Below are 11,856 nucleotides of genomic sequence, written 5' to 3'. Positions count from 1 at the left end.
GGCATCGGCGCGGCGCTGCTGGCCGCCGCCGAGACGGCCGCGCGCGCGCGGGGCCTGCAGACCCTGAGCCTCGAAGTGCGCCGCGACAACGCCGCCGCCGTGCGGCTGTACGAAAGCCGCGGCTATCGCCGCATCGCGGCGCTCGACGCCTACTACGACGACGGCGCCGCCGCCTGGCGCTATGCCAAGAGCCTGACGAATCCGACCCCATGAATCTCGCCGCCGCCCTGCTCGCCCTGTCCCTGCTGCAGACCGCCGACCCGCCGGCCCAGGCCGAAGCCGGCGTCGCGCTCGACGTGACCGATGCCGCGCGCCGCAGCCGCCTGCCGGCCGCCGACCAGATGCCGCCGAACGTGCGCCTGGTCGAGACCGAGATTTCGCGCCGGCGCCTGCATCAGCTCGAATCGCTGGGCGGGTTGCGGCTGCCGCGCATGGACGTGTTCCTCGCCGACGGCAGTCACGTGCTGCACAGCGTCGGCTGGAGCTACCGCCTGCCGTGGCGCTTCAACGCGGCGCTGACCGGGCGCAAGGCGCTGCCCGGCGGGTTGTCCGTCGACGAACTCGTCGGCTTCCTCAACGACAAGAGCGGCCAGCCGCTCGCCAAGCCCGATCTCGCCGGCATCGACGTCGTCGTGGTCCTGTACTGGGCCGCCTGGTGCGGCCCCTGCGGCACGTCGCTGAGCGAGATGCGCAAGCTCATGGCCGCCGACACCGGCCGCCAGTTCGTCTGGATCGCGATCGAAGCCGATTCCGTCAAGCAGAACGTGCAGCGCCAGACCCTGCGTTGAGTGTGCGCGGCATTCCGACCCTTCCGCCCTCCGTTCCGGCTCCGACACGGGCCGCCTTCATCGCGCGACGACCATGAGCCTGCTGATCCAGCTGATCGATTCCCATCCGGCCCTGCTCGCCGTCGCGATCTTCTGCGCGCGCATCGTCGACGTGTCGCTCGGCACCGTACGCATCCTCGTCGGCTTCCGCGGCTACCGCCTGCTCGCGGCGCTGATCGGCTTCTGCGAAGCGGCGATCTGGATCCTCGCCGCGAGCAAGGTCATCGGCCACGTGGACCACTGGTATCTCGTGATCGCCTACGCCGCCGGCTACGCGACCGGCAATTTCGTCGGCATCACCCTGGAGCGCCGCCTCGGCGTCGGCCGCGAACTCGTCCGCGTCATTTCGTACTGCAGCGCCTGCAATCTCGCCGAGCAGCTGACCAAACGCGGCTATTCCGTCGTCGAACTCGCAGGCCGCCACCGCGGCGAGGCCTCGGTGCAGGTGCTCTACGTCGTCGACAGGCGCCGCCGCATGCCCGAACTGCTACGCCTCGTGCACGAGCTCGACCCGGCCGCGATCTACACCGTCACCGACGTGAAGTCCTGCCACGGCGAAGACGTGCATGCGCTCGATGCGGGCGGCAGCCGCGGCATGGCGCTGCGCTTCAAGCGCAAGTAACCGGATCGGGTCGCGCCGGCGAGCGCGGAAAACGCGGTCCGACGGCGCGACGAATCCGGCGGGCTCGCCTCAATGGCAGCCGCCGCAGGCCAGCGCGTCGGCATCGAGCGCCGCTTCGCGCGGCGCCGGAACGTCGCGCGGCGCATCCGCGACGGCCGCCGGCACCGGCATCTCGTCGAGCAGGTCCTCGGGCCGGCCGAAATGGCCGTGCAGGAACAGCAGTTCTTTCCAGATCGTCGCCATGGGGATGCTCCGTTTCGGCGTTCGGGAGTTGACGTCGGTTGAAGGTGCTGACAGCGTAGCGGCGCCGAAACGCCGTAAAAAGCGACATCTTTGCAAGCCAGGCTTGAGGGATTTTCAACATGGCCCGACCCCCGCTCGCGTCGCTGCAGGCCTTCGTGCTGGCCGCGCAGCAGCGCAATCTCTCACGCGCGGCGCAGCGGCTGAACCTCACGGTCAGCGCGCTGAGCCATCAGATCCGCGCGCTGGAGCAACGTCTGCAGCAGACCTTGTTCGTGCGCGGTCCGCGCGGCGTGAACCTGACCGAGGACGGCACGCGCCTGCTCGATGCGGTCGAAGGACCGCTCGCGGCCATCGAGCGCGCGCTGGAGCCGCGGCCGCAGTGCCGCGAGGGCGTGCTGCGCATCAGCATGATGCCGACCGTCGCGTCGGGCTGGCTCGTGCCGCGGCTGCCGCGGTTCGTCGCGCAGCATCCGGAGCTCGAACTGCATCTGCACTCGGGTACGGGGCTCGTCGATTTCGCGAAGGATCCGGTCGATGCGGCGCTGCGCTTCGGTCCCGGCGTCTGGCCCGGACTCGACGCAATCCATCTGTTCCACGAGTGGATCACGCCGGTCGCGAGTCCGGCGCTGCTCAAGCGCCGCAGCCGCAGGCCGCAGCCGTCCGAGCTCGCGCGCTGGCCGCTGCTCGGCGATCCCGGCGACTGGTGGGCCGACTGGTTCCGCCAGTTCGGCGGCCAGCCGCCGAAGCGTTACGTCGCGAACTTCGGCGACACCGAAACCCTGCACCGCGCAGCGCTGGAAGGTCTCGGCGTCGCGCTGGGCCGGATGACCCTCGTCAAGCCGCACATCGACAGCGGCCGGCTCGTCATGCTCATGCCCGAGCGGCTGCGCGCGGAGTGGTCGCACTACCTCGTCTATCCGCCGCGTTCGGCACGGCACGCCGGTATCGCGGCGTTCCGCGAATGGCTGCTGCTCGAAGCCGCCGAACACAGCGCGGCGACGGCCGTGACGCCGCCGCGGCGGCGATCGCGCTGAGCTTGCCGTTTCGGCGCGTTCGGGCCACGGCACGGCCCAGGACGGTTCCGGCTTTCACGCGCTGCGTGCTAGCCTGCCGCTCTTCCCCACCCTGTTTGCGGAGCCGCCATGCAGAAGCTCGCCCTGCCGTTCGCCCTCGCCCTGGTACTCGCCGCCTGCGGCGGCAACCCCGAGCCGCCGAAGCCGGCCGCCGCGCCCGAAGCGCCGAAGCCCGCCGCGCCGGCTGTACCGCCGCCGGTCGCCGTGCCGGCCGACGTGGCCAACTGGGACATCCTGCAGAGCCAGGTGCTCGTCGGCCACTGGCGTTCGGAAGAGAACAAGGCCCGCGACGCCTATCGCCATCCGCGCGAAACGCTCGCGTTCTTCGGCCTCAAGCCCGGCATGAACGTCGTCGAGATCACTCCGGGCGGCGGCTGGTACACCGAAATCCTCGCGCCGCTGCTCAAGGGCCAGGGCAAGCTGACGGCCGCGATCGTCGATCCGGCCACGGCCGCGAGCGAAGGCACCAAGAACTACCTGGACAAGAGCAACGCGAAGTACAAGGAAAAGCTCGCCGGCGACGCCGACCGCTACGGCGAAGTCGTCGTGCGCGAGTTCCCGATGAACGCCCCGTCCTTCGGCGAGCCGGGCAGCGCCGATCTCGTGCTGACGTTCCGCAACGTGCACAACTTCATGGCGTGGAACGACGACGCAGCCGTGTTCAAGGCGGCGTTCGACGTGCTCAAGCCCGGCGGCGTGCTCGGCGTGACCGATCACCGCGCCGCGCCGGGCACGGCGCTGGAGAAGACCAAGGAATCGGGCTACATCCCCGAGGACTACGTCATCAAGCTCGCCACCGACGCCGGCTTCACCCTGGCCGACAAGAGCGAGATCAACGCCAATCCCAAAGACACCAAGGACTACGAGAAGGGCGTCTGGACCCTGCCGCCGTCGTTCACGCTCGGCGACAAGGACAAGGACAAGTACCGCGCGATCGGCGAGTCCGACCGCATGACCCTGAAGTTCGTCAAGCCGGCCGCCGCGCCCGCGCCGGCCGATGCGGCCAAGCAGCCGGTCGAGCCGGCCAAGTAGTAAAGCCGCCGCGGCGCGCGGGCCTCGTTCCGCGCGCCGCCCGTCCATGCTGCTCGCGTTCAACAAGCCCTATGGCGTGCTGTGCCAGTTCACCGACCGCAGCACGCCGCCGCGGCCGACCCTGGCCGACTACATCCGCGAGCCCGGCGTCTATGCGGCCGGCCGCCTCGATGCGGATTCCGAAGGCCTGCTACTGCTGACCGACGACGGCGATCTCGCGCATCGCCTGACCGATCCGCGCCACAAGCAGGAAAAGACCTACTGGGTGCAGGTCGAAGGCGTCGTCGACGACACGGCGCTGCAGGCCCTGCGCCGCGGTGTGATGCTCAACGACGGACCGACCCTGCCGGCACGGGCCGAGCGCCTCGACAAGCCGGCGCTGTGGCCGCGCGATCCGCCGGTACGCTTCCGCAAGAACGTGCCCGATGCCTGGATCGCGCTGACCCTGCGCGAAGGCCGCAACCGCCAGGTGCGCCGCATGACGGCGGCCGTCGGCCTGCCGACCCTGCGCCTCGTGCGCGTGCGCATCGGCGAGCATTCGCTGGACGGGCTGCAGCCCGGGCAGTCGCGCGCGATCGCGACGGCCGCCGCGCGTCCCGCCCTGGCGAAGCGGCCCGGAGCCGCCGCACCGCCGCACCACAGACGGAGCCCGCGATGACGTTCAAGGATCATTTCTCCACCTATTCGTCGCTGTATCGCACGGCACGGCCGCGCTACGCGCCCGGGCTGTTCGCATGGCTCGCGGCGCAGGCGCCGGGCCGCGAACTCGCCTGGGACGCGGGCTGCGGCAACGGCCAGGCCAGCATCGGCCTCGCCGAACGGTTCGCGCACGTCGTCGCGACCGACCCGAGCGCCGCGCAGATCGCGCAGGCCGAAGCCGCGCCGAACATCGACTACCGCGTCGAGCGCGCCGAAGCGTCGAGCCTCGCCGACGCGAGCGCCGATCTCGTCACGGTCGCGCAGGCCCTGCACTGGTTCGACCTCGACGCGTTCCATGCGGAAGTCCGCCGCGTGCTGCGCCCCGGCGGCGTCGTTGCGCAATGGAGCTACGCCGACTGCGCGGTCACGCCGGCCGTCGACGCGATCAAGCAGCATCTCTACGTCGATCTGCTCGACAGCTACTGGGCGCCCGAGCGCCGCCTCGTCGAGTCCGGCTACGCCCCGCTCGCGTTTCCGTTCGAGCGCATCGCCGCACCGCCGTTCGAGCTCGTCGCACAGTGGGATCTCGCCGCATTCCTCGCCTACCTGCGTTCCTGGTCGGCCACGCAACGTTATCTGCAGACGCAGGGCGAAGACCCGGTCGCCGGTCTCACCGCCGCATTCGCCGACGCCTGGGGTGATGCGGCCGAAATCCGCCCGGTGCGCTGGAGCCTCGCCTTGCGCGTCGGCCGGCTCGGCTGACGGCAATATCCGGTGCGGCAGGCCGAGCGGTCGCCGCGCACGGCGGCGGCCGCCCGCCCCCATATCCGCAGGTTCGCCGCGCACACCTGACCGGCGACCCGGGCCGCGCGATAATCGCGCCGCCCCTACCGCGGAGCCGGTCATGCGTACACGTCTCGCGATTGCCGTCCTGTCGATCCTGGCCGCGCTGCCGGCGGCCGCCGCCGTCAAGCAGTCGGCGCCCGAAGGTTTCATCGTCGAACATCGCCTGAGCATCGCCGCGACGCCGGCGCAGGCCTGGGCGACCCTCGGCCAGCCGGCGCGCTGGTGGCCCAAGGAACACACCTGGTCGGGCAACCCGGCCAACCTCAGCCTGTCGCTGACCCTGGGCGGCTGCTTCTGCGAACGCTGGCCCGACGGCGGCGCCGAGCACGGCCGCATCATCATGCTCAGGCGCAACGAACTCGTGCGGCTGAATGCGGCGCTCGGTCCGCTGCAGGACATGGCCGTCACCGGCGTACTCAGCATCGCGATCGCGCCGAAGGACGAAGGCAGTGAAGCCATCGTGACCTATCGCGTCAGCGGCACGCCGGCCCATGCGCTGGACAAGATCGCGATCGCCGTCGATCAGGTCGTCGGCCTGCAGTTCGGCGGCTGGGCCGCGCTGGACGCGGCGGCGGTCGACAAGCCCGCGGTCAAGAAGAAACCGTAGGTTCGCGGCGAGCCGCCGGCAACCTGCGGCTCACGCCGTCACGCTCACCGATTCGTCAGCTGGATTTCGATGCGCCGGTTGCGCGCGAAGGCTTCGGGCGTCTGCGCCGGGTCCAGCGGCTGGAACTGGCCGAAGCCGTTGGCCGACAGCCGGTGCGCCGGAATGCCCTGCACGGCGAGGTATTTGACGATGGACACGGCGCGCGCCGAGGACAGTTCCCAGTTCGACGGGAAGCGGTCGGTGTGGATCGGCCGCGCGTCGGTGTGACCGTCGATGCGCAGCACCCAGTCGAGGCTCGACGGAATCTCGGCCGCGACGAGCTTGACCGTCTCGGCGAGCTTGTCCATCGAGGCCTGTGCGGTCGGGCCTAGCTCGGCCGAGCCCGTGTCGAACAGGATGTCGGTCGGCACGACGAAGCGGTCGCCGACAATGCGCACGTCGGAACGGTCGCCGAGCGCCGCGCGCAGGCGGCCGAAGAATTCCGAGCGATAGCGTTCGAGCTCGCCGACGCGGTTGGCCAGCGCGACGTTGAGCTGCTTGCCGAGGTCGGCGATCCGCACGTCCTTCGCCTTGATGTCCTTGTTGGCGAGATCCAGCGCCGCCTGGATCTGCGCGAGCTGCGCATTCAGCGCGGCCATCTGCCGGTTCAGCAGTTCGAGCTGCGCGACCTGCTGCGCCGACAGCTCCTTGCCCTTGGCCACTTCGTTCTGGCTCAGGCCGAGCTCGTTCGCGAGCCGCGCGACCTCGCTCTCGAGCTGGCTCTTGAGCTGGGTCAGCGCGGCGATGTCGGCGTTCAGGCGCGCGGCCTCGGCCTGGGCCGCATCGAGCGCGCCGCGCGCTTCGTCGCGCTCGGCGCTGACCGTGCCGAGCGATGCCGACAGTTCCTTGACCTGCGTGTCGAGGCGGCGCCTGCCGTCCTCGGCCAGGGACAGGGTCTTCGCGAGTTCGGCGACGCGCGCATTCAGATCGGCCAGCGCGCGGTTCTTGCCGGCCAGCGAATCCGACAGCACGAACTGGCCGAGCGCGAAGACCAGCAGCACGAAGATCAGCACCATGATCAGCGAGGTCAGGGCGTCGACGAAGCCGGGCCAGATGTCCGTACCGCGGCGGCGGGCGGCGAGGCTGCGCATCGGGCTCAGTACCGTTCGCGTTCGGCGCCGGTGCCGCGGCGCTGGTTGTCCAGCGCCGCGGCGATCGTGCGCGACAGCAGCCGGAATTCGTTGCGCAGCTCGTCCGACAGCGAGCTGCCGGCGTTGTGGCCGGCCAGGGTCTTCAGAGTCGCGCGCAGTTCTTCCTGGGTTTCGACGGCGGCATGGCGTTCGCGCGCGTCGCGGCCGAGGAATTCGGTCAGGCGCGCCAGCTGCGCGTTGAGCTCGCCGAGCTGCTCATTCGCGCTGCGCCGCTCGCGCTCGTTGTCGACGATCGCGCGCTGCATGCGCTCGAGGCCGTCGGCGGTCTGTTCGAGCAGGGCCTGCACGTAGGCCGGCACCGAGGCCTCCATGTCCGCGCCGAGGCCGGCGCCGCCGACGGACAGCTTGGTCACGGTCGACAGCCACTCTTCCATTTCGTTGTAGAAGCGGTTCTGCGCATGGCCCGCCTGCAGGTCGAGGAAGCCGAGCACGAGCGAGCTGGCCAGGCCGAACAGCGAGGTCGAGAAGCTCGTCGCCATGCCGGCCAGCGGTTCGCGCAGATGGTCCTTGAGCGCCGTGAACATGGCCACGGCGTCGGTGCCGACGCCGAGCGACGCGATGATGTCCGACACCGAGCGTATCGTGCCGAGCAGGCCCCAGAACGTGCCGAGCAGGCCGAGAAAGATCGCGAGGCCGATCAGGTAGCGTGACAGGTCGCGCGCCTCCTCGAGCCGCAGGTACACGCCGTCGAGCAAGGTGCGCATGGTGCTCGGGCTCAGCGCGAGCTTGCCGCGCTCGCGCCCGGCGAGCATGCGCGCGAGCGGCGCGAGCAGCCGCGGCCGGCCGACGACGGGACGTTCGGGATTCGCGCGGCGGTAGCTTTCTATCCAGTCGATGTCGCGATTGAGCGCGAGCACCTGGCGCAGGTTGACGGCGACGCCCGCGAGCAGCACGAGCAGGATGATGCCGTTGAAGAAGGGATTGGCGAGGAAGGCCTGGGCCAGGCGCGGCGCGATCAGGCTGGCCAGGACGGCGATCGCGGCGAGGAAACCGGCAATCCAGACGAGGCTGCGGTTGGGTCGGGTCATGGAAAGGTCTCGGCGGCGGCGTCCCCTAAGATGCCAGACGCGTCTGACCGGTTGCGTAACGCTTGGTTCCCGTCAGGTCCGCCCGGCACTTGCGCGGCGGCGTCGTCTCCCGGTCGCCTGGGCACCGTCGGCCGCCGAGTACGACGTTTCCGCGCCGCCGGGTCTGCCCTACAGCCCGAAGAACGCCCGGGCCGTCGCCGTCGTGCCGGCCGCGGTCGTCGCCATCGCTTCGCCGCGGTCGCGCGCGACTTCGGCGCAGATGTGCGCGAGGAACATCGGCTCGTTGCGGCGGTGGCTGGGCATGGGCTTGAGATTGCGCGGCAGCAGGTACGGGCTGTCGGTCTCGATCATGAGCCGGCTCAGCGGCACGTTGCCGACGATCTCGCGCAGGTGCGTGCCGCGGCGCTCGTCGCAGATCCAGCCGGTGATGCCGATGTGGCAGTCGAGATCGAGGTAGTCGAACAGCTCCTCGCGCGTGCCCGTGAAGCAATGTACGACCACGGCCGCGAGGCGGTCGCGCACGGGCCGCAGTATGGCCATGAAATCGTCGTGCGCGTCGCGCTGGTGCAGGAACAGCGGCTTGCCGCAGTCCAGCGCGATCTGCAGCTGGCGTTCGAACGCGAACTGCTGGGTCGGCCGCGGCGACAGGTCGCGGTGGTAGTCCAGGCCGGTCTCGCCGACCGCGCGCACCTCCGGCGCTGCGACGAGTTCGCGCAGCAATCCGTCGCAGTCGGCGTCGTACTCGTCGGCGTGGTGCGGATGCACGCCGGCCGTCGCGAACAGCCGGCCCGGATGCGCCCGCGCGAGCGCCAGCGCCTGCGGGCTGCCGTCGCGGCTGGCGCCGGTCACGACGAGCTGGGTCACGCCGTGCGCCGCGGCGCGGTCCAGCACCGCGGCCAGATCGTGCTGAAAGGAGGAATGCGTCAGGTTGGCGCCGATATCGACGAGCTGCATGCAAGAATGGCCGGGCACGAGGACCGGACATTATGCGGAAAGCGCAGCCGCTGCAGTAGCGCCGCCGGCCCCGGCGCGGCACGCGGTGCAGGGCGAAAAAGTTCACCGGCAATTCATCCATTCCACAACACTCTCGCGAACGTTGCCGCTCGCACGAAAACCTTTAGGGAGAAATCGTTATGTGCAAGTTAAAGACATGGGCAGCCGCCGGGCTGTGGCTGGTCGGTTCCGTGTTCGCGCTGCAGGCCGGTGCCAACGAACAGGTCATCCTCGGCGACGCCGCGCTGCAGCGCGACCAGAACGCCGCGAAGGAGACAGCGCAGATCCGCGCGCTGCTGGGCGCTGCGCAAACCGTGGCCGCGCCGCAGCGCGAAGCCAAGAACCTGACCGACCCGGTCGTCAAGTCGCTGACGCCCGAACCCAACCTCTACCGTACCTATGCGCCGAGTTGCCTGGCCCATCCGCTGCCCGAGCAGTTCAGCGGTCCGTTGTATCCGGCCAGCGCGCCGTTCCGCGTGCTGCTCGCCGCACGCGACGTCAACTTTCCTGACCGCTACTTCGAGGAAATCGTCAACGTGCGCCTCTGGCGCATCCCGTGCAGCAGCAGCGGCCAGTTCTACGACTCGGTCACCTTGCTCGCGATCGACCGCGACGCGGCCAATGAAGGCAACGGCACGCGCTATCCGCTGTTCCCCGGCCTGCGCGTGACCCAGGGCAACATCACGCGCAAGCTCGTGCGCGTGGCCGACGAACCGAACACCGTCGTCTCGCACGTCTATGCCGACGAACCGCTGGTCAACAGCGGCACGTACGTGCTGGAGAACTTCGCGACCAACGATGCGAGCACGGCGCGCTGGGATTTCAACAACGCCTTCACCCTGACGTTCCTCAATTTCTTCAACGGCGATCCGGGCCAGCCCATCTCGCTGCCGGCCTACAACCCGACCCAGTCGACCTACCCGACCGCGTTCGGGAATGTGCCGGTGACCGGCTATCTGACCGGCAACTGGTTCGACCCGGCGCATTCGGGCGAAGGCATGCTGATCCAGGTCTTCGACCTGCCGGGCACGTCGAGTGAGAAGCTGCTGACCTTCGCATGGTTCACCTACGGCGTCGACCGCCTGCCGTTCTGGCTGTTCGGCTCGGCGCGCTTCCCGACCGATTCGCGCGGCCCGATCGTGGCCGAGACCATCTACAACAGCAACGGCGGCTTCGCCGGCGACTTCGGCAGCTCCACTACCGCGACGCGCTGGGGCACGGTCACGTTCGAGTTCCCGACCTGCTACAAGATGAAATTCAGCTACAACGGGTCGGCCGCCGCCGTCGGCGGCCCGTCCGGCGTCGGCACGCGCGAAAGCTGGGAACGCCGTGACGTGGAGCTCAACGGGCTGACCTGCGAATAGCCCGCCGCCGAAACGGTGCGGCGGAAGAAACCGACCCCGGCGCCCTGGATGAAGGTCCAGGACGCCGGGGTTTTTCGTCATTGAACAGAGTGCGAAATTTTCAATACCGCGACTGCAGCGCGCTTCCCCGTCATCAGGCAGCGAACGGCCGTCGCGTGGCACCGCGGGCCTGACGGCCCCGGGGCGCCCGGCGGGCCCGGAAGGCAGGGCGGAGTTGGGGCTGCTTCGCGTCGAGGACGCCGAAGCGGGTTCCGGCAGCGCAAGGCCGCCGGAAACGGAGGCTCACGTCCCGCGCGGCTTCGCCCGCGCCGTCGGCGCGGCGGTCCAGGGATCGTCGGGCCAGGGATGGCGCGGATAGCGGCCCTTCAGTTCTTTCTTGACCTCGGGATAGGTGCGCTCCCAGAAACCCTTGAGATCCTGGGTGACCTGGATCGGGCGCTGCGCCGGCGACAGCAGGTGCAGGGTCAGCGGTACGCGGCCCTGGGCGATGCGCGGCGTGTCGGCGAGGCCGAACAGTTCCTGCAGCTTGACCGCGAGCACCGGCGGCCGACCGGGCGCGTATTCGATGCGCCGCTCGTTGCCGCTCGGCACGCGGATGCTGACCGGCGCCTGCGCATCGACCGTGCGGCGCTGCTCGAAATCGAGCAGGCCGGTCAGCGCCTGCGACAGCTCGTCGGCGCGCAGCGCGTCGATGCGCGACTTGCCGTCGAGGTAAGGCGCGAGCCAGTCTTCCAGATTCGCGAGCAGCGCGGCGTCGGACAGGTCCGGCAGGCCGAGCTCGGGACACCAGTCGCGCAGCGCGAGCACGCGGTTGCGCAGTTCGCGCGCGTGGTCGCTCCACGGCAGCACGTCGAGGCCGGCGTCGCGCACGGCCGCGAGCAGCGCGGGCACCGCGTCGGCCCTCGTCACGGCGACCTGACGGCGCTGCACGACCAGCGCGGCGAAACGGCGTTCCTCGAACGCCTCGACGGCGCGCTTGTCGGCATTCCAGCGCACGACGCGCCGATCGACGAAGCGATCGGCGAAATCGCGCTCGAGCAGATCCGGATCGAACGGCACGGCCGAAAGGATCAGGCTGTCCTTGTCGTCGAGGCGCAGGTCCAGCGCGATCAGCCAGGGCTCGCCGTACAGCGCGGTGTTCTCGTGCAGGCGCGCGCCGCGGCCGTTGGACAAGGCGTAGCGGCGCGGATTGGCCGCATCCTGCCTGGCCACGCGGTCTGGAAACGCATGCAGCAATAAATCGCCTATGCGCAGCGAATCGGGCGTGTCACGCGCGGGCGCGTCGCAGCGCAAACGGCGGCGCCAGCCCGACGACGCCTGTTCGAGCGCGGCCAGCGCGCCGATGTCGGCGTCGCGCGCGGCGCGGACACCGTCGCGGCGCCACGCGTGCAG

The 11,856-nt window shown here is 70.1% G+C and carries 13 protein-coding genes and 1 pseudogene; 9 read left to right on the top strand and 5 right to left on the bottom strand.

Translation table 11 applies throughout. The features are described 5' to 3' along the window. The 3 genes from NON22_RS13270 to NON22_RS13260 all read left to right on the top strand — a co-directional run. Window positions 1-213: GNAT family N-acetyltransferase (locus NON22_RS13270; protein WP_257387417.1), on the top strand; the 213-nt coding region annotated here is incomplete at its 5' end. After that, window positions 210-788, top strand: a complete 579-nt coding sequence (locus NON22_RS13265) for a TlpA family protein disulfide reductase (protein ID WP_257387416.1) — start codon at window positions 210-212, stop codon at window positions 786-788. The genes NON22_RS13270 and NON22_RS13265, both read left to right, overlap by 4 nt. Before the next feature lie 73 nt (window positions 789-861). Further along, window positions 862-1,449: a DUF2179 domain-containing protein gene (locus NON22_RS13260; protein WP_257387415.1), complete on the top strand. Its 588-nt coding sequence runs from the start codon at window positions 862-864 to the stop codon at window positions 1,447-1,449. A 69-nt stretch (window positions 1,450-1,518) separates the two neighbouring features. Here the strand turns inward: NON22_RS13260 and NON22_RS13255 are convergent, their stop codons facing one another. Continuing rightward, on the bottom strand, window positions 1,519-1,692 hold the full coding sequence (locus NON22_RS13255) for a hypothetical protein (RefSeq protein WP_257387414.1): 174 nt from the start codon (window positions 1,690-1,692) through the stop codon (window positions 1,519-1,521). A 119-nt stretch (window positions 1,693-1,811) separates the two neighbouring features. On the opposite strand from NON22_RS13255, the gene NON22_RS13250 reads away from it, so the two are divergent. The 5 genes and pseudogenes from NON22_RS13250 (at window position 1,812) to NON22_RS13230 (ending at window position 5,889) form a co-directional block, all read left to right on the top strand. After that, window positions 1,812-2,726, top strand: coding sequence for a LysR substrate-binding domain-containing protein (locus NON22_RS13250; protein WP_257387413.1), 915 nt, complete (start codon window positions 1,812-1,814; stop codon window positions 2,724-2,726). A gap of 108 nt (window positions 2,727-2,834) precedes the next feature. Further along, a complete protein-coding gene (locus tag NON22_RS13245) occupies window positions 2,835-3,797 on the top strand; it encodes a class I SAM-dependent methyltransferase (RefSeq protein ID WP_257387412.1) in 963 nt (320 codons plus the stop codon). Window positions 3,798-3,843: 46 nt separating this feature from the next. Beyond that, window positions 3,844-4,374 (top strand): annotated as a pseudogene (locus tag NON22_RS13240) (pseudouridine synthase); the annotation flags it as partial. 77 nt (window positions 4,375-4,451) lie between these two features. Next, window positions 4,452-5,198: a class I SAM-dependent methyltransferase gene (locus tag NON22_RS13235; RefSeq protein ID WP_257387410.1), complete on the top strand. Its 747-nt coding sequence runs from the start codon at window positions 4,452-4,454 to the stop codon at window positions 5,196-5,198. A 142-nt stretch (window positions 5,199-5,340) separates the two neighbouring features. After that, window positions 5,341-5,889, top strand: a complete 549-nt coding sequence (locus tag NON22_RS13230) for a hypothetical protein (protein ID WP_257387409.1) — start codon at window positions 5,341-5,343, stop codon at window positions 5,887-5,889. 44 nt (window positions 5,890-5,933) lie between these two features. Here NON22_RS13230 and NON22_RS13225 read toward each other — a convergent pair whose 3' ends face one another. The 3 genes from NON22_RS13225 to NON22_RS13215 all read right to left on the bottom strand — a co-directional run bounded on the left by NON22_RS13225 (window position 5,934) and on the right by NON22_RS13215 (window position 9,061). Then, entirely contained in the window at window positions 5,934-7,019 is a 1,086-nt protein-coding gene (locus NON22_RS13225) for a peptidoglycan -binding protein (RefSeq protein ID WP_257387408.1), read from the bottom strand. A 5-nt stretch (window positions 7,020-7,024) separates the two neighbouring features. Beyond that, window positions 7,025-8,107 (bottom strand): flagellar motor protein MotA, encoded by a 1,083-nt coding sequence (locus NON22_RS13220; protein ID WP_257387407.1) that lies wholly within the window; start codon window positions 8,105-8,107, stop codon window positions 7,025-7,027. Between the two features lie 168 nt (window positions 8,108-8,275). Continuing rightward, window positions 8,276-9,061 (bottom strand): TatD family hydrolase, encoded by a 786-nt coding sequence (locus tag NON22_RS13215; protein WP_257387405.1) that lies wholly within the window; start codon window positions 9,059-9,061, stop codon window positions 8,276-8,278. A gap of 179 nt (window positions 9,062-9,240) precedes the next feature. Between NON22_RS13215 and NON22_RS13210 the strand changes: the two genes are divergently transcribed. Then, window positions 9,241-10,464, top strand: coding sequence for a hypothetical protein (locus tag NON22_RS13210; RefSeq protein ID WP_257387404.1), 1,224 nt, complete (start codon window positions 9,241-9,243; stop codon window positions 10,462-10,464). Between the two features lie 282 nt (window positions 10,465-10,746). Here NON22_RS13210 and NON22_RS13205 read toward each other — a convergent pair. Next, a partial coding sequence (locus tag NON22_RS13205; protein WP_306673804.1) for an ATP-dependent helicase C-terminal domain-containing protein occupies window positions 10,747-11,856 on the bottom strand: 1,110 nt, incomplete at its 5' end.

This window comes from Tahibacter caeni (assembly GCF_024609805.1).
Taxonomy (GTDB): domain Bacteria; phylum Pseudomonadota; class Gammaproteobacteria; order Xanthomonadales; family Rhodanobacteraceae; genus Tahibacter; species Tahibacter caeni.
Note: the sequence above shows the minus strand (reverse complement) of the source record. Positions and strands in the feature narration are given on the sequence as shown.